Below are 17,162 nucleotides of genomic sequence, written 5' to 3'. Positions count from 1 at the left end.
CCTCACTTGCCCTCCGAAAGCTTTTTGTAATGAGCCTTCAGACATTCAAAGGTCTCGTCAGAGATATCATGCTCGACCATGCAGGCGTCCTCGGCAGCCACATCGCGGTTGACTCCGAGACAAATGAAGAGGTCGGTAAGGACCGTATGGCGGTCGTAAATGCGCTCAGCTACGTCCTTTCCGGTATCCGTGAGCCTGATGTGGTTATCATCATCGACCGTAACGAGCCCCTCGTCCTTCATTTTCTTGAGGATTATGGACACAGTCGGCCTGGAATACCCGAGATACGAGCATATGTCGATAGCATGGACATCGGGCTGCTTCTGAGAGAGTATAAGTATAGTTTCGAGGTAGTTTTCAACTGCTTCGGTAATAGCCATTCTGATTCTCCTTTACAAAAAAGTTATAGTCCGCACTGACTATAATACATATATAATATATTATATCATAAAACGCCAAGGATTACAACACTTATTTTCAAGTCTTTCGTGAAAAACTCACAATCCGCGCAAATTTCTCCGATACAAAAAAGAGCAAACCATAACCGTAGTACTTATATGGCAGTTTTGTACTTTCTATTGAGGGAAACCCTTTTGAAAAAGGTTTCTCCCCGATAAAAAAGCATAAAGTCCTATATAAGTATCACGTTCAGGTTCGCTCTTTTAGTTATCATTCAATATGCAGTCCCACAAATAATGCCTCAAAGACCTTTTTCCCGTTGTCACGGGAATACTGTCCCGTATGCTCGCAGACAAAACCGCATTTTTCGAGGACTCTGCCGGAAGCTCCGTTTTCCTTTGCGTAAAAAGCCGTGAAGTCGCGGACTCCCAGTTCTCTGTGAGCCCAGTCTATCATTCCGCGGACCGCCTCCGTAGCAAAGCCCTTGTTCCAGAAGCTGCGGTTGATATTGTAGCCTATCTCGTGGGACTTGTCCTTTTCGCTCCATTCAAGGCTGATATCGCCGATGACCTTGCCTGTCTCCCTGAGCTCTATGGCAAACTTGTCATTATCTGCGATCCATTCGCCTATTCTTTCCCGAAGCTCCTCAATGCTCCCGTCGCAGGGATATGGCATGAATCTGTTCACCTCGGGGTCTGAGCGCCATTCAAACACGTCCTCCGCGTCGCTCGGGCGGAACGGACGGATAAAAAGTCTTTCGGTATCTATCACAGGCAGTTATCAGAGAGCAGCAAGCTTTGCGTACTGAGCCTTGAGTGCAGGATATATCTCCCTGTAGAGCTGATAGTACTTCTCATACTCGGGAACGTTCTCAGCCTTCGGAGCCTGGACCTTGTCAGTCTTGATGATAGCTCCGCAAGCCTCGGGAACACTGCTGTAGATGCCTGCGCCAACGCTTGCAAGGATAGCAACGCCCAGTGCGGGACCTTCCTTTGAAGCAACAGTCTTTACATTGCAGTTGTAGAGATCAGCCAGCATACTTCTCCAGAGCGGTGATGATCCGCCGCCGCCGCAAGCCATCATGTCGCTTACGTTTACGTTCATTTCGCGGAATACCTCAACGCAGTCACGGAGAGAATAGGTAACGCCCTCCATTACAGCGCGGAGCATATCCTTTCTTGTGTGGATAGCAGAAAGTCCGAAGAATACGCCTCTTGCGTCAGGATCGAGGTGAGGAGTTCTCTCGCCCATGAGGTAAGGCAGATAGAGAAGTCTGTTTGCGCCTACGGGAACAGTTTCGGCCTGCTTGTCCATGAGGTAGTACTCGTCAACGCCCATGAGCTTTGCAGTTTCCTTTTCTGTCATGCAGAAGTTGTCTCTGAACCACTTGAGTGAGAGACCTGCGCCCTGTGTAACGCCCATTACGTGCCATGTATTCGGAACGGCAGCACAGCAGGTATGCACTCTGCCCTTCTTGTCGATGGAAATGCTCGATGTATGAGCAAATACAACGCCCGATGTACCGATAGTTGTGAAAGCCTTACCGTCCTCAACAACGCCTGTACCGACAGCTGCCGCAGCATTGTCGCCTGCGCCGCCTACTACGATAGTTCCCTCGCAGAGACCGAGTGTCTCAGCCATTTTCTTTGTGAGCTTGCCTGTTACCTCACAGCTCTCATGGACCTTTCCGAGCCAGTTCTTGTCGATCTCGAAAGCGCTGAGGAGCTCGTCAGACCACTTGCGGTTCGGAACGTCCAGGAGCTGCATACCGGAAGCGTCTGAAACTTCTGTTGCATACTCGCCTGTGAGGATAAGTCTGAGGTAATCCTTAGGAAGAAGGATATGAGCTACCTTTGAGAATACCTCGGGTTCGTTGTTCTTTACCCAAAGGATCTTTGCAGCTGTCCAGCCTGTGAGGGCAGGGTTGGCAGTTATCTCAACGAGCTTTTCTCTGCCGACGATACGGTTCATTTCCTCGACCTCGGCAGCTGTTCTCTGATCGCACCAGATAATGGAACGGCGAAGTACGTTGTTGTCCTTGTCAAGCATAACAAGTCCGTGCATCTGACCGGAAATACCGATGCCCTTAACGTCCTCCTTCTTAACTCCGCTCTTTGCCATAACAGCCTTTACAGTCTCGATCATTGCATTAGCCCAGTCGGCAGGCTCCTGCTCTGCATAGCCGTTCTTAGGCTGATACATTGGGTATTCGATGGTTTTTGAAGCTATAACGCTTCCCTTTTCGTCAAAAAGTACCGTTTTTGTACCGCTTGTTCCGCAGTCAACTCCGATTACATATGCCATATTTTAGCAACTCCTTTTGTATATTTACAGGAAACTTCCCTGCATTATTCTCTGTTAAACATGATAACCTATATCAGCGATCATTGCAAGACGTTTTTTGCTCATTTTTTTACATTCTGCGCTTCTTTTGCGGTCTTGTGTCAATATAAGCAGCAGGCGTTGCGGACAGTCCCGTAAAGAGACCTGTCCGCAGCGCCCTGAAAGACATTCTTATGAATTGAGCAGTTCAAGTGAGAGCCTTCTCGAATCCAGGTCGTAATAGTCCTCGAGTTCGGCTACATAATAGCGGAAAATGACCTTTGTATCGGTCTCGTCCTTCTTCTCTTCAGCAGGCTTCGCCTCCTGCTTGGGAGCTTCCTCGCCGCTGTTCTCCGCGGGATCAGTCTGCTCCTGACCGCCTTCCTCGGAGGCAGCTTCAGCAGTCGGCTCTTCTGAGGTCGGCTGCTCGTCCTGAGTATCCTCCCCGTCCTCTTCATCCACGGACTTGTGGCTGTTCTTGTGGATAACTATGGTCATAACGTCGCCCTTGTCGGAAACTCCAAGCTTTGCCAGCTGTTCGTCAGTAAGGCTGTTGAGCATTACTGTATGGCTCTTCTGCACATTGAAGTATGTGATACCCGTCGGAGGGTCAACGTTCCTGTTGTTGAAATATTTCAGAGCTTTCGGCTTCATTTCGTTGAAGTAGAGCCTGTCCCCGGGTTCGCTGCCGTTCTTCTTCACAAGCTCGGGAGAAGGATCCTTAACGTAGTATCTTCCCTCTGCGTCCTTTGCAATGCCGAAGAAGTCCAGCTGCTCCTGATTTAGCTGGTCTATCGGTACGGGGTCTACCTGAGAAGCCGTCCTGTTGAGAGCGAATTTACGGCTTGCGGAGAGATTTGTCAGCATGAGCTTGTTATCGTAGGTATATCCGAGGTCCTTGAGCTCTGCGTCTGTGAGAGTAACCTCTATCCTGTCGGATATGGAGTTGTAGTACTTTGTGATGTCCTGACGCGTCTGAGTCTCCCACTTTACGTCGACCTCCTCGATGGAAGGTCTTGTGGTATAGACGATACGCTCAAGGTTCTTGAGGCTGAATGTTGCGAAAGCGTTCTTGATATCGGCTGTATTCGGCTCTACATAAACAGAAGTGCAGCCGTCGGAGCTGTCGATGGTATTGACTATCCTGTATCTGTATTCACCGGACGGAGAAACTCCCGAGCCTATCACCTCTTCCTTTGTTGAAGCCACGAAGAAGGAAGTGAACATGAAATATCCAAGCGCCGTAAAGATGTACGCAAGGAGTATCATTGTGGCAAGAGCTGTCTTTACGCCCTCTCCCGCACCTGAGAGGAGGAGTATCACTATACCGACAACGATTATGGGGATTATCATTCCCCATTCGCCGAAATACAGCAGCACCACAGGCAGCATTGCAGGAAGTATCAGGAAGCTGCATATTCTCGTCAGTATCTGCTTTCTCGTGTAGAGCATTACTACTATCGCCGCAAGAGAAAGTCCCGAAAGCGCAATGCACAGCGAAGTGCGTTCATGTACGGTTATATTGTAGAAGATAGAAAGATAGCAGAGTCTGATAACGAAGTATGTATAAACAACGCTCAAAACAGACACTACTCTTTTTGTCCAGACATTTGCAAATAAACTTTTCATTATTGCCTCCGAAAATGATTATCTATATAAAAGCTATGCGGCTTAAAGTCACACACAATATATTATATCATTTTTCTTCCGCAGTTACAAGTTATTTTTGAAATTTTTCCAAAAAAACTTTTACTTTACAAAAGTCAACAATAATTGTATAATGTAAAGAGCAAGTTTTGAAAGGAATTACCTGAATGAAAATGTTAAAGAAGCTCAGCAGAACGCAGATAGTCTTCCTTCTGCTGACTATAGCCCTGATGGTGACTATTTTCTGCCTGTCGGCTCAGAATGCGGACAGCTCATCGAATACCAGCAGCCGTTTCACGAAGCTGTTCATAAAAATATTTTACGCTGACTACAGCAGCTTCTCCCCCGAAAAGCAGCATGAAATATGGGAAAAAGCCTCGTTTACCGTGCGAAAGCTCGCTCATTTCTCCATTTATACCGCACTCGGCTTCTGCGCCTCGTTCACTGTCGGAAAGCGCAGGCTCTTCTCGCTCAAAAGCCTGTTTGTAGTACTTTTCGGTTTTATTTATGCCTTTTCTGACGAGTTCCACCAGAGCTTCAGCGAAGGGCGCTCCTGCGAATTCCGCGATATGATGATAGATACGTGCGGAGCTCTCACAGGTATGCTCATATCTCTTGTAGTTATGGCAATAATTGCACTTTTTCTCCGCAAACGGCGGAACAGCCGTTAGCCCTTAGCCATTAGCTTGTAGGGGCGGATAATATCCGCCCGAAAAAGCTGAAAAGCCCGTACGAAGCTAAGCTTCTTACGGGCTTTGTTACTGATTTACTGCATTCCGCCTCTTACATAGAAGTTATCCTGAATGATAAGAGCGCATCCGCCGAGGAAATTGTTCTTTCCGTCAAGCTTGCTGAGTACGACTCTGTCTGCTATCTCCTCGCTCACGAGGCGTATCATCTCACGCTTGCAGTAGTCGAACTGCTTCTCGTTGAGCTTGAAGTTGTGAAGTACTATCTTCTTGGCAAAATGGCTTATTGCAAGATTGTTGATAAGTACGGTATACTTCGCGATAATATCGTCGACCACATTCTTGACAGCCTCCTCGCCTCTCATGAGAGCCATGAACACATTATCCGTATTGATAGCGGTCTTGTCGCCCTCTGTGAGCTCATAAAGCACAGGAGTCTTGTCCTTTGAATAGATCTCATAGAATGCATTGAGCATTGCGTTTCTTGAAAGCTCAGCCTTTACCGAGCCGTTAGGATAGCCCTCATAGGACTTTCCGTTCGGACATACTATATACCTCTCGATAGTCGATGTATAAGACACATAATCCGCTGAAAGCTCATTCTTGTTTATGATAGCGAGATTTACCTGATTACCGTTGTGGATAAACGCCTGATTGGTCTGATATCCGTTCAGTGTTCTGAAATCGTTGCTTGCCAAAGCCATAAGACCGATAGCGTTGCCGCAGTGTATCTCAAAATCGAGACCGCCTGACAGCTTGTCGATAAAGTTGGTAAAATCAAGGACGCCATCCTTGTAGAAAATCTTGAGCTTGCCCCACATTGACGGAACCACGCCTACGCCGAGACCCAGTATCTTATCCTTGGTAAGGGCGCTGTTCTCTACCATCTCATTACTTGTCTTGATTATGTAATTGATGATATCCTTGCTTGTAGTTCTTTCATCAATGATCATGCTTGCCTTGTCGAGGACCTCTGAATTAAGGTTTGTAAGACCGATACTTACTTCCCTTTCATCTACGGTCGCACCAAGTGCAAAACGGCTGTTCACATTTATATCAATGAGGATCTTTCTTCTGCCTTTCTGGAGCTTCTCTGTATTTACAGGAGCTTCTCCGATCTCGACGAGAACGCCCTCTTCGATCATTTCATTTGTGATGATAGTGACAGCAGCTCGTGTGATCTCCAGTGCACTTGCCACATCGACTCTGGAAATAGGTCCGGATTCCCTGATTACTCTGAGAATCTGCATTCTGTTTCTTCTCTTCAGATCAAGCTTACTAATACCTCTTTTTTCCATAATACAACAACTCCATTTCTTCTTGATTAAGTGTTTTACGTGAAGTCCGCACTGTACAATCTACATATCCCCAAATGATTTATAGCCTTCTGCTCAAGGACTATAACTGACCGTATATTTTTATCTTTTTATAGTCAACTTATTCTTCTTTATCGTAATTATATTATAACACAATATTATTAAATTTCAAACATTTTAGGGCGATTTTTTATAAAATCAGCATTTTTTACAAACCTTTTATAGTATTTTTGTTAAATATTCCGTAGCTTTCACAACCAGCGGCAATGTCACCACTGAGAGTATGGTTCCGGCGGCAAAAATTTCCGATGCGTATATTGAGTTTTTTCCGTAGCGCAGGCTAAGGAGCGTACACATGGTCGCAGGCGGAGCTGCCGCAGCTATGAGGACTGTCATGCGGACGGTCTCGTCAACTCCGGTCAGCAAAGCTATGGGAACTGCCACTATCAGCGGCATTATTATGAGTTTCAGAAGGCATACATAGTACACTCTGTAATTTTTCAGCATTTTCATGACATTCGTGCCTGCTATGGTCACTCCCGAAACTATCATGGCGATGGGAGTGTTGATCTCCTTTATGAGCCCGAGAGCTTCAGCCACAGATGCAGGCAGGCGGAAACGCAGGAAAAATGTGATTATTCCGAGGAAAATAGCTATGATAGTCGGCGAATAGAACACCTTTACCACCTGTCTGAAGTTTTTTTCTCCCGAAATAAGTATAACTCCGTGAGTCCACACTATCAGGTTGAACACCGTGATGAAAGCGGTAAGGTAGAATACTCCCTCGTCGCCGTAGACCGCGTTCACAAGTGGGATACCCATAAATCCGCAGTTGGAGTATACTGCCGAGAACCGTTCTATCTCGAACTCCCTGCCCTGCTTTCTGCGGACGAAGAGGTAGGAGAACGCTATGGCTGTTCCCATCGCTCCAATGGATATCACAAATGTCAGCAGCAGGTTCCTTACCAGCTCTGTACGGTAATCAGTCTGATAGGACATGAATATTACCACAGGATTGACGACCTGCAATACGAACTTTGACAAGTCCTTGTTTGAAGCTGCGCTTATAAGCTTCGTTTTTGAGCACAATATGCCCACCGCGATGAGGATCAGCATTATCGCGGTCTTATATAATATAGTTGACGCCATTTTACCCTCCGACGACCAGACTGATGATATTTACCGCAGACCACAGCAGAGGCGCGGCAATATAACACATGGAAACCGCTGCGATACTGATAATATATATCGCCTTTACCGCAGTTTTCCCGAGTTTTTCCGTTTTTCTGTCACTATTCATCACTAAAAGCAGGAGCACAAAGAGCAAAGCTCCCGATATACTGAGTGCCGCTCCCGTTTTCATGCCCTTAGGCAGGAAACTGAGCTTCACTTTTCCTCCGCCCTCCGGCAGCTTTACAGCCGAAAGCGCCCCGAGAGTACGGATAAGAGGAGCTTTTTCACCGTTCACGGTGCAACTCCAGTTCTCAGACCAGGCCGCAGGGATATAGAGATATCCTCCCCTGTCCGCAGAAGCAGTGAGCACCCGCCCATTTACATCTATGGGTGCCGTATATACAGAATCCGCAGCCTTTTCCGACTTTTCAAGGTCGTACAGCCACAGTCCGAAGGAAGTCGCTTCAAAGTCCTTTCTTATCCTGACCGTAACGTCGACCTTCTCATTCTCAAAGGTGCCAAGGTCGATGATACCGCTGCAGAACGAGGACGGATAGTGCTCCTGATACATTGTGCCGTTGACGAGTATCTCGGCGGAATCGTAGTAATCCTCGGATAGCTCCGTGGAATAATTGCCGAAAATGTCGAAATACAGCTCTTTTCTGCCCTGAACGTAAAGGCTGTAGCCGATACTGCATTTCCTGCCGGGAAGCCGCTTCACGATCGTCCTTCCACCGTTTTCGGATATCTCCGCATTGTCGAGGACATCGGGCGAAAGCTTCTCGGAAAGCCCCTCAGTACCGAAAAGGCGCCCGGCAATGAAGTCCGCAGCTCCCATTCGCTCGTATTTCTCAATATCTTCAAGCTCAGAGGGGGGAACATCGGAAATGATTCCGCCTTTCAGAACGTGAGGATCGGTATATACCGTAAGTGCGCCGCTGCTGCTGAGCACATCATACGCCTTGTTTTTGCCCTGAGGCCGTCCGATTATGTACTTGTTCATGAGCAGCTCGTCAATGAGCATCACGCTTCCCGCAGATGTCGTGTCGAGCCAGTAGGACGAGTAGCCCAGCCTTTTCATGGCGTAGAGAAAATCGCAGTCCGTAAGTGAGGTATAATGCCCGAGTGAATACTTACCGAAGCCCTCGGCATAGTTGGGATAGTAGTAGTTACGCCCTGCCTTGACTCTCACAAAGCCCTCGTCGGGAATAACGGAAAAGGCTTCTGCAGTCCGTTTGAAGCCCTCAACGCTGTCCGATATCCCGTCCACATTCACGCCGAAGCACACAAGGCTCTCGCAGGTCATGATAAGAGCCATGATACCTGCCGTGAAGCCGCGCTTTGTACGCCCTCTGCAATATCCAAGCACGCAGAACAGGTACGCGGCAGCTCCGAGGAAACACAGCCCCGTTAAGAGCAGCCCTGCCTCGTCGTTGACCCAAAGGTAAGTGGCGTATGAGCTCAGACTTCTTCGGAAGTAATAGGCAATTGCCGCCGCAGCCGCAAATACCGCCGCAAATACCGAAGCTGTTACATATGCCGACTTTTTGGGAGCCTCTTTATCGGGCTCGGAAAGCAGCTCGCCGCAGGCTGAGAAAATGAGCAACAGCACTATGAATGCATATCTGAACGGGTAAGCCTGATAGCTGCCGGTGTGGAGGAGCTTGTTCGCAGGCTCGATGAACGCTCCGATAAGGGATATCACACCGCCTGCCGCAAAGAGCACAGCTTTCCCTGAACTTATCCTTTTATGCAGCAGCAGTACAAGAACAGCTCCTGCAACAGCAAGACAGCTGCCCGAAAGGAGAGCAGCCTTGTCGAATGTATTTTCAAAGAAGTTTCCGCCGAAATACAGGCTTGCCAGGGAGTTCCCCCTGCCCGATGCGGTGTACTGTATAAACGCAGGCAGCCATACGGCTCCGCTGAGGAGCGCCGCGCATATATCCGCGATAATGAGCTTCACAGCTCTGTCGCCCCTTTTTTCGGGAGGACAGCACAGATAAAGGGCTGCTCCTTCCGCCATGACAAGAAAAGCTGTCACCATGAAGCTGATATAAAAGCTCAGGAGCACACACAGCGCCGTACACAGGGTAAAAGCTCCCCACCTGCCCTTGTCGAGCAGCCTGAACAGTGCTGTGAGCAGAAGCGGAAACACTATCATCATATCCAGCCACATATCGTTCTGATAGAACATCATCACATAGCCGCTTACAGCGTACATGACAGACATAAGGACTCCGAATACAATGTGGAGCCGCGGTATCACCCTGCGGAAATAATACTCCGACGTAGCAGCACAAAGAGCTATCTTTATCACGAGCAGTATATTCACAAAAAAAATCATACTGCTGTTGTCCACAGCAAGAGTTATGAGCGAAAGCGGCGACGCTACGAAGAAAAGGAACACTCCGTAGAAGTTCATCAGACCTCCGCCCCGCCCGAGGAACAGCGAGCCCTCGCCGTATGCGGTCTTTAGCTCCATGAGCAGCGGTACATACTGCTGATCCATGTCGCACCATACAACAGAGCGCTCACCAAAGGGATAGAAGCCGTGCAGCGCGTAAAACGCAAGGAATATAAGAGCCGCAGCCGCTCCTGCAAATAAAGGTGCAAAAGCCCCTGCTCTATTAGGTTTCATACGCTTCACTCCCTCGTTTTCAGCCTTGTCTTTAAAGCAACCAGATTATTTTACCACATTTAACACGATTAGTCAATAAAAAATTCAAAGTGAAAACAAAAAGTCATAAATGAGCTTTTGCCCATTTATGACTTTTTGCAGTAATTAGTGAGTAGTCAGTAGTTAATAGTAAACAGTGATCAGTATATAGCAAGGGAGCGGTAAAGCTGTTTTACCGCTCTCCCTATGATAGTTATTGACGTTTATCAGTTGTAATACGAAAGCTCCGAGAGCGGATGTGTGATGATCTTCCAGCCGTCCCCTCTGAGCTTGACCACGCAGACTATGTCCGTGCGGTGCTCCATTTCGCCGCTCTTTGATTTGTAGCGCGACTTAACCTTTACCTCATAGCCCTTTGTAACGCGCATTCCGCCCTCCTCGGCGTCGTACTTGTCACAGATACGGTTGAAGTACTGCTCTGCCATTTTGAGCTCCGACTTCTTCAAGGGATTCTTTCTTGTTATCTTGTCAAACTTCGGCAGAGTCTCCTTGCCGTCAAGGTCATCTATCATATCCTCAATCATATCGTTGTAGCTGTCGACCATTTCATCGTAGTCGTCGTCCTCCTTGAGCTCCCTGATAACGCGCTTCGGGAGCGTAAGTGAGTACATGGTCTTTGCACCGCGCTTTTCATAGCTGGACTTGATATACTTCTTTACAGCGCTCGTTGAGCCGCCCGACGAACACAGCGCAATGATAAGGAAAAGCAGGAGTGCTGCAATAATGCCTGCAACGATATAAACAAGGCCCTTGTTGTTCTTAGCCTTTCCGGGGAGCTTTTCTGCCGCTTCGCCTGCAACGGCGTCCACCTTCTGTGCAGCACCGGCAGCTTCGCTCTTTATTTCATTTATCGTATCGGAAGCCGCTTCCTTTACCTCACGGGCAGCCTCCGCAGCTTCGCTCTTTACGCTTTCAGCTGCATTTCCGATATTAACGGCAGTTTCCTTTATCTCTGACTCTCCCTTTGCCGCAGGACAGTCGCAGGAACCGCCCTCGGGTATGAGCTTTCCGCAGTATTTACAGTATGCCATAAACAATACCTCCACAAAGAAAAAATATTCTAATCATTATTGTATCATATCAATACTTTTTATGTCAAGCTAAACCGCCCGGCAGTAAAGAATTATGCCCGTTTTTTCATCGAATTGCACAAAAACATTCAGACTGTCTGATTTTTCAGCTATCGGCGTTCATCTTCGGTATTTCTGAAAGCCGCGATATATACGGCGGCAAGAACTGCCGCAGGTGCAAAGGCAGGCGGCAGCATGGCCAAAAGCTCCCCTGTTCCGAGCTTGGACGCAGATGCAGAGGGCTCTATGAGATTGTAAAAATGCAGAAACGGCGCGTTAAGCAGCTTATGTGCTCCGTAAAAATCAAATGCGCCGCTGTTTGCGGAGATAAACAGTATTATCCAGCTCAGCAGCGGAAACGCCGTGACAGCTGCCGACGCGCATACAAGCGCTCTGTATCTGATCTTTCCGCCGCCCTTGGCGTCGGTTTTTGCGGCTCTTACGGAAAGATCCGCCATTACCGCAGCAAGTATCAGAACTGTGCATACCAGGCAGATAAGCCGTACAAACGTGCTCCCCGAGCCTGCAAACGTCATATTTATGAAAAGACTGAGTACTTCCGCAGCCGCAAGTCTCAGAACAGCTCCCGTAACCTTCATTTTTCTTCCTTTTTGTCAGTTTCCGTAAATTTCCGTGCTGAATACCGAAAAATTTAACGGGCATAATATTCACGGAGGTGATATCATGCCCGAAAGACCTGACGATGATGTTAAAATATATATCCCGAGGGATAACTCGGAAAAAGCTCCTCAGGATCAGACCTTGCCCTTACAGTCGGAGCAGCGTCCATAGAATACCGTCTGCGAATAGTCAATGACGAAGTCGTGCTCCTCCTCGATATGACGGGCAAGACCTGCAAGATGTTCGCAGTCAAGATGTATGAGCCTGCCGCAGCCGAGACATTTCAGATGGAAATGACTGCGGCACTGCTCCTCGTCCTCTATGTACTGATAGCAGGCGCTGGTCTTTCCGTCAAAAGCGTACTTGCGGACAAGTCCCTGTTCCACAAGCCTGTCGAGCTGCCTGTAGATAGTCGCCACGCCTACGGGAGTCCCCTCAGCTGACAGAAAGGCGCTTATTTCCTGTACATTCGTATGCTTTTCCTTGTTTTTCATGAGATATTCAAGCAGATTTTCCTTCTGCTTTGTGTTATATCCTGAATCTTTTTTCATTTTCGCTCCCCTGTCAGCCTGTGATGACCTTCCAGCCCTCGTCGTTCAGCTTTATAACGAGAACCGTGTCATTTCCGTCGGATTTGCCGTTCCTGAGATGTGAAAAAGTCACCTCATAGCCCTCTTTTATATCGAGCTGCTCCTCTGTGAGCTCCGGTGCGAACTGCTCGCTCAGCTGTTTAAGGTACTTCTTTGCGGCTGCTCTCTGATTGTCGTTTATCTCATGCGAATCCACTATCTTTTCATATTCGAGCTTGCTGTCATCTGACTTGAAACGGCTTTCCTGTCCACTATTGAATATAGAGATCAGCTCGTCGTACTGCTCCGACTGCTTCATAGCGTCTATTGCAGCGTTAGGATACATATAAGCGTAGAAGACCTCTCCGCCGCCAAGAGAATATGAAGCGTTGAAGCACTCCCTGACAGCGTCCTCATATGACTCGCTTTTCTGCTGGGTCGCAGTTGTGTTTTTGTATTCCTGCTTTTTATTTTTCGGCTGACAGCCCGTAACTGTACTGAATAAAGCTGCCATTGCTATGATAAATGCCGCTGTCCGTTTCATATTTCTCACTCCGTAATATGTTTATCATTTTTCAAATCCGATTATACCACTATTTATTGTCATTGTCAATGCCGAAAAAGAAAAGCCGCACGGCAAGTGCGGCAAATATTGCTATTTCACGGTTACTCCGGGGACTTCGTCCGCCTTATGGCATTTGTCGTCGCCCTTTTCGGCAAGCTCCGCCTCATAGGCTGCGATCACCGATAAAAGGCCCGAACCGAAAAACTTTCCCTTGTATTCGCGGATAACGCGGTCGAAATCTCCGCTCCGGCGCATGATATCAGCGCAAAGCAGTACTATATCGTGATCCTCAGAGAGAACTGCCTTATGACTGTCGTATATCTTTATGGCAGCTCTGCGGCACTCCGCAGCCTCCTCCGCTTCGTTCAGGTCGTCATGAACCCACGCAGCGTAGAGGCAGGCTTTGAGAGCCTCCGCATAGACCTTGTTTTTTTCGCAGACAAGAGCCATTTTGCGGAATCTTCCCGCAAGGCTGTCGTCAAACCTGTTGTAGCTGCCGCTCTCAAGGTATTCCTTAGTGAAAAGCACGGGAATATCTATGGAAACATTGCAGTAACCGCAATGCGGGCACTTGCTGACCCAGTACTTTATATAGGAGCGATGAGGCTCGTCGGGACGCATATCGAGGTCGGGAACACTGGTGTCACGGTCGAACTCCGTTACCACGGTCTGCGCTGAAGCTTCACCGCAGGCAGCGCATTTCAGCTCCCTTTCTTCTGTTTTTATACCCATTCCGCACTCCTTACTTCTGCTTTATGCGGAAGCTGCTGTTGCGGAGCTTTGAAGCGTCAAATCCCTTGGGCTTGCGGTCCTCGCGCTTTCTGTTGTTATTGGGTCTGCGCTCGGACTTCTGCTGCTTCTCTTCCTCGTCGTTAAGGCGCATTGTAAGCGAGATACGGTTTCTCTTGAGGTCTACATCGAGGACCTTCACCTTTACTACCTCGCCAACCTTTACGGCTTCGAGAGGGTGCTTGATGTATTTGCTGCATATCTGCGAGATATGCACAAGTCCGTCCTCGTGTACGCCGATATCCACAAAGCAGCCGAAGTCAATGATATTGCGGACTGTTCCTACAAGCTCCATACCGGGCTTGAGGTCCTTTATCTCCATAACATCGCCGCTTCTGAGGAGAGGCGCGGGGAGCTCGTCACGGAGGTCGCGTCCCGGCTTTTTCAGCTCGCCGATGATGTCGGTAAGAGTGGGAACGCCTATTCCCAGTGACTTGCTTATATTTTCAATGCCGATACTGTCGGCTTTTTCGTTTATGCCTGAAGCTCCGCCGCCTGCGATATCCGCAAGTGTGAAGCCGCACTCGGTAAGCAGCGATGAAGCTGCTTCGTAGCTTTCGGGGTGAACGGCTGTGTTATCGAGAGGATTCTTTCCGTCGCGGACTCTCAGGAAGCCTGCACACTGCTCAAAAGCCTTCTTACCCAGCTTCGGGACCTTGAGAAGCTCCTTACGATCGGTAAATCTGCCGTTTTCCTCACGGTATGCAACAATATTCTTTGCGACCGAGGCATTAATGCCGGCGATGTACGAAAGAAGCGAATGTGAAGCGGTATTCAGGTCAACTCCGACGGAGTTGACGCAGTCCTCAACGACGCCGCCGAGAGCTTCGCTCATTCTTGCCTGCGGCATATCATGCTGATACTGTCCTACGCCGATAGCCTTCGGGTCTATCTTTACGAGTTCCGCAAGAGGGTCCTGAAGACGGCGGGCTATGGATATAGCTCCTCTTATGGAAACGTCGTACTCGGGGAATTCCTCGGCTGCCACCTTTGAAGCCGAATATACGGAAGCTCCTGCCTCGCTTACTACCATGTAGCTCACGTCCTGAGGCACTTCCTTGACTATCTCGGCGGCAAAACTCTCAGTCTCACGCGAAGCCGTACCGTTTCCGATAGAGATAACGTTTACGTTATATTTCTGGATAAATTCCTTTACCTTTTTCTTTGCAGCCTCAACTGCGCCTGCAGAGCCTACAGGGTAGATTATAGCCGTATCCAGCACCTTGCCCGTGCCGTCGATGACTGCTGTCTTGCAGCCGTGAGCGTATCCCGGGTCGAGACCGAGGATAATGCTGCTCTTGAGCGGCGGCTGGAGAAGCATCTGTCTGAGGTTTGCAGCAAATACCTTTATGGACTCCTCTGCTGCCTTTGCGCTCATCTCCGAACGAATCTCACGCTCGATGGACGGGAAGATAAGTCTCTTGTAGCTGTCAGCGGCAGCTGCTCTTACAAGCTCTCCGCAGGCATTGTTAGCCTTGATGTACTTGCCGAAGATAACGTCTGTGGCAAGAGTCTCGTCAAGGGTTACTGAAACCTTGAGGAAGTTCTCCTTCTCGCCTCTGTCAAGGGCAAGGACTCTGTGATTTGCCACCTTCGGGATAGCCTCGGAGTACTCGTAGTAGTTCATATATACGCTCTCCGCCTCGGGGTCTGCCGCCTTTGAGACGAGCTCTCCCTTTTCGCCTGCAAGGGCACGGAGCTTCTTTCTTATATCCGCGTCGTCGGAGATATCCTCTGCAATGATATCCATAGCTCCCTGCAAAGCAGTCTGAGCGTCGGGGATCTTCTTCTCCTCGTCGATGAAGGCTTCTGCCTCCTTCTCCGGCTCTGTGGAGTTCTCCTGAGCCATTATCATAACTGCAAGCGGCTCGAGACCGTTCTCGCGGGCAATGCTTGCACGTGTACGGCGCTTCGGCTTGAAAGGACGGTAAATATCCTCCACCTCAACAAGAGTTACGGCTGCGCTTATAGCTGCTTCTATCTCGGGAGTCATCTTCTCCTGCTCGGTGATAGCGGCAGTTACCTCTTCCTTGCGCTTTTCGAGATTGCGGAGATACATGAGCCTGTCATAAAGCTCACGGAGTATCTGATCGTCGAGAGAGCCTGTGAGCTCCTTACGGTAACGGGCTATGAAAGGGATAGTCTTATCGTCGTCGATAAGCGCTACGGTATTGTCGACCTGTTCCTGTCTGAGCCCGAATTCCTTGGCAAGTGTTTTATTGATATCCATAATGCTTCCTTTCATCGTGCGTCAGCTCCGCACTCTGTTGTTATACTTTTTTATTCCCTGACCTCTTCCTCAGTCTGCTGAGGTACTTCCTCCGCCGCGGCAGCTTCGCTCTCCGCGTGCTTGTCGTTCCAGCGGTCGAGCCATGAGAACAGGGTCTTTGCTATGTCCTTGTAGACGTTGATACTGTTCTTCTCCATGAGCACATCATGGCGCATACCGTCGAAAAGTCTGTGTGAAATGCTCTCATAGCCTGTTTTTTCAAGCTTTTCCAGAGTTTTCATGAACTTTTTCTCAGATATCATGGCAGGGTCTTCCTTACCAGATATAAAACGTATGGGAAGAGTGGGATTATTCACATTCCAGCCCTTTGACGAGTCCGACTGCTTCACCAGCCACAGGAGCTCCTCATAGCAGTTGAGGGTGGGCTTGAAGTTGCAGAGAGGGTCCTCGTTGAATGCGAGCACCGCGTCTGCGTCGCTGCACCTCCACGAGTTTATGGGGTCCTCAAAGAACTGACCAAAGCCGTGGTCAACGGCGTCGAATATTTTCTCGCTCCTGAAACGGCTGCCGGGACGCTTGGAGGAAACGGAGTGTATCGTCCTAACTACAGGTGAAAACGGGCTGTAGCAGACAGTTCCCAGGAGGACAACTCCGTCAACTGCGCTGTCGTGCTCCTTCAGGAAGCACCTTGCGCCTGCCGCACCCATACCGCCGGCTATCATGAATACAGGGACACCGGGATAAGCCTCCCGTATCCTTTTGTTGAACTGAGCGATGTCGCTTACAAAGCCCTCACCGCCGTTTCTGAACATAAATCCGAGATCGTCGGCTTCGACTATGCTCTTTCCGTGGCCGCGGTTATCATGAATGACCGTGATAAAGCCCTGCTCGGCAAGGTAATCCATAAACGGGTAATAGCGTTCCTTATGTTCGTTCATGCCGTGGACCAGCTGAACAATGCCGTTAATCTCTCCCGACGGTACTGCAAGGACTGCCGAGATAACAAGCTCGTCGAAGTCAGAGATGAACTCAAATTCCTTCAGATCAGCATTTAGCATATACTTCCTCCTGTCAAAAGCGGAAAATAAAAACGTT

General features: G+C 48.8%; 15 protein-coding genes. 1 reads left to right on the top strand and 14 read right to left on the bottom strand.

Annotation, left to right across the window (positions count from 1 at the left end; translation table 11 throughout):
* Positions 1–2 precede the first annotated feature (2 nt).
* The 4 genes from IKW96_RS07720 to IKW96_RS07705 form a co-directional block, all read right to left on the bottom strand.
* Positions 3–380: a metal-dependent transcriptional regulator gene (locus IKW96_RS07720; RefSeq protein WP_296572724.1), complete on the bottom strand. Its 378-nt coding sequence runs from the start codon at positions 378–380 to the stop codon at positions 3–5.
* Positions 381–669: 289 nt separating this feature from the next.
* Positions 670–1,170: a GNAT family N-acetyltransferase gene (locus IKW96_RS07715; RefSeq protein ID WP_296572721.1), complete on the bottom strand. Its 501-nt coding sequence runs from the start codon at positions 1,168–1,170 to the stop codon at positions 670–672.
* Positions 1,171–1,179: 9 nt separating this feature from the next.
* Positions 1,180–2,703, bottom strand: a complete 1,524-nt coding sequence (xylB, locus tag IKW96_RS07710) for a xylulokinase (protein ID WP_296572718.1) — start codon at positions 2,701–2,703, stop codon at positions 1,180–1,182.
* A 210-nt stretch (positions 2,704–2,913) separates the two neighbouring features.
* Complete coding sequence (locus tag IKW96_RS07705) at positions 2,914–4,350, bottom strand: hypothetical protein (RefSeq protein WP_296572715.1); 1,437 nt, start codon at positions 4,348–4,350, stop codon at positions 2,914–2,916.
* A 185-nt stretch (positions 4,351–4,535) separates the two neighbouring features.
* Between IKW96_RS07705 and IKW96_RS07700 the strand changes: the two genes are divergently transcribed.
* Complete coding sequence (locus IKW96_RS07700) at positions 4,536–5,039, top strand: VanZ family protein (protein ID WP_296572712.1); 504 nt, start codon at positions 4,536–4,538, stop codon at positions 5,037–5,039.
* 95 nt (positions 5,040–5,134) lie between these two features.
* On the opposite strand, the gene IKW96_RS07695 is transcribed toward IKW96_RS07700, so the two are convergent.
* The 10 genes from IKW96_RS07695 to IKW96_RS07650 all read right to left on the bottom strand — a co-directional run bounded on the left by IKW96_RS07695 (position 5,135) and on the right by IKW96_RS07650 (position 17,125).
* The gene (locus IKW96_RS07695; RefSeq protein WP_296572711.1) at positions 5,135–6,355 is read right to left on the bottom strand and encodes a winged helix-turn-helix transcriptional regulator; all 1,221 of its coding nucleotides are present in this window, start codon (positions 6,353–6,355) and stop codon (positions 5,135–5,137) included.
* A 237-nt stretch (positions 6,356–6,592) separates the two neighbouring features.
* Positions 6,593–7,522, bottom strand: a complete 930-nt coding sequence (locus IKW96_RS07690) for an AEC family transporter (RefSeq protein WP_296572708.1) — start codon at positions 7,520–7,522, stop codon at positions 6,593–6,595.
* Position 7,523: 1 nt separating this feature from the next.
* Positions 7,524–10,184: a YfhO family protein gene (locus IKW96_RS07685; protein WP_296572706.1), complete on the bottom strand. Its 2,661-nt coding sequence runs from the start codon at positions 10,182–10,184 to the stop codon at positions 7,524–7,526.
* A 245-nt stretch (positions 10,185–10,429) separates the two neighbouring features.
* A complete protein-coding gene (locus tag IKW96_RS07680; protein ID WP_296572705.1) occupies positions 10,430–11,254 on the bottom strand; it encodes a hypothetical protein in 825 nt (274 codons plus the stop codon).
* Between the two features lie 149 nt (positions 11,255–11,403).
* Positions 11,404–11,892 (bottom strand): hypothetical protein, encoded by a 489-nt coding sequence (locus IKW96_RS07675; RefSeq protein ID WP_296572704.1) that lies wholly within the window; start codon positions 11,890–11,892, stop codon positions 11,404–11,406.
* A gap of 156 nt (positions 11,893–12,048) precedes the next feature.
* Complete coding sequence (locus IKW96_RS07670) at positions 12,049–12,465, bottom strand: Fur family transcriptional regulator (RefSeq protein WP_296572703.1); 417 nt, start codon at positions 12,463–12,465, stop codon at positions 12,049–12,051.
* A gap of 13 nt (positions 12,466–12,478) precedes the next feature.
* A complete protein-coding gene (locus IKW96_RS07665) occupies positions 12,479–13,027 on the bottom strand; it encodes a hypothetical protein (protein WP_296572702.1) in 549 nt (182 codons plus the stop codon).
* A 111-nt stretch (positions 13,028–13,138) separates the two neighbouring features.
* A complete protein-coding gene (locus IKW96_RS07660) occupies positions 13,139–13,780 on the bottom strand; it encodes a hypothetical protein (RefSeq protein ID WP_296572701.1) in 642 nt (213 codons plus the stop codon).
* A 10-nt stretch (positions 13,781–13,790) separates the two neighbouring features.
* A complete protein-coding gene (locus IKW96_RS07655; RefSeq protein ID WP_296572753.1) occupies positions 13,791–16,067 on the bottom strand; it encodes a Tex family protein in 2,277 nt (758 codons plus the stop codon).
* A gap of 50 nt (positions 16,068–16,117) precedes the next feature.
* A complete protein-coding gene (locus IKW96_RS07650) occupies positions 16,118–17,125 on the bottom strand; it encodes an alpha/beta fold hydrolase (protein ID WP_296572698.1) in 1,008 nt (335 codons plus the stop codon).
* Positions 17,126–17,162 lie beyond the last annotated feature (37 nt).

The sequence above is a fragment of the Ruminococcus sp. genome, assembly GCF_017549005.1.
Lineage (GTDB): Bacteria > Bacillota > Clostridia > Oscillospirales > Ruminococcaceae > Ruminococcus.
This window is presented reverse-complemented; position numbering and strand designations above follow the sequence as displayed.

Bases quoted from the DNA above. Each gene is read 5' to 3' on its own strand.
- IKW96_RS07720 (WP_296572724.1), bottom strand. From the start codon at position 380: ATGGCTATTACCGAAGCAGTTGAAAACTACCTCGAAACTATACTTATA.
- xylB (WP_296572718.1), bottom strand. From the start codon at position 2,703: ATGGCATATGTAATCGGAGTTGACTGCGGAACAAGCGGTACAAAAACG.
- IKW96_RS07705 (WP_296572715.1), bottom strand. From the start codon at position 4,350: ATGAAAAGTTTATTTGCAAATGTCTGGACAAAAAGAGTAGTGTCTGTT.
- IKW96_RS07700 (WP_296572712.1), top strand. From the start codon at position 4,536: ATGAAAATGTTAAAGAAGCTCAGCAGAACGCAGATAGTCTTCCTTCTG.
- IKW96_RS07695 (WP_296572711.1), bottom strand. From the start codon at position 6,355: ATGGAAAAAAGAGGTATTAGTAAGCTTGATCTGAAGAGAAGAAACAGA.
- IKW96_RS07690 (WP_296572708.1), bottom strand. From the start codon at position 7,522: ATGGCGTCAACTATATTATATAAGACCGCGATAATGCTGATCCTCATC.
- IKW96_RS07685 (WP_296572706.1), bottom strand. From the start codon at position 10,184: ATGAAACCTAATAGAGCAGGGGCTTTTGCACCTTTATTTGCAGGAGCG.
- IKW96_RS07680 (WP_296572705.1), bottom strand. From the start codon at position 11,254: ATGGCATACTGTAAATACTGCGGAAAGCTCATACCCGAGGGCGGTTCC.
- IKW96_RS07675 (WP_296572704.1), bottom strand. From the start codon at position 11,892: ATGAAGGTTACGGGAGCTGTTCTGAGACTTGCGGCTGCGGAAGTACTC.
- IKW96_RS07670 (WP_296572703.1), bottom strand. From the start codon at position 12,465: ATGAAAAAAGATTCAGGATATAACACAAAGCAGAAGGAAAATCTGCTT.
- IKW96_RS07665 (WP_296572702.1), bottom strand. From the start codon at position 13,027: ATGAAACGGACAGCGGCATTTATCATAGCAATGGCAGCTTTATTCAGT.
- IKW96_RS07660 (WP_296572701.1), bottom strand. From the start codon at position 13,780: ATGGGTATAAAAACAGAAGAAAGGGAGCTGAAATGCGCTGCCTGCGGT.
- IKW96_RS07655 (WP_296572753.1), bottom strand. From the start codon at position 16,067: ATGGATATCAATAAAACACTTGCCAAGGAATTCGGGCTCAGACAGGAA.
- IKW96_RS07650 (WP_296572698.1), bottom strand. From the start codon at position 17,125: ATGCTAAATGCTGATCTGAAGGAATTTGAGTTCATCTCTGACTTCGAC.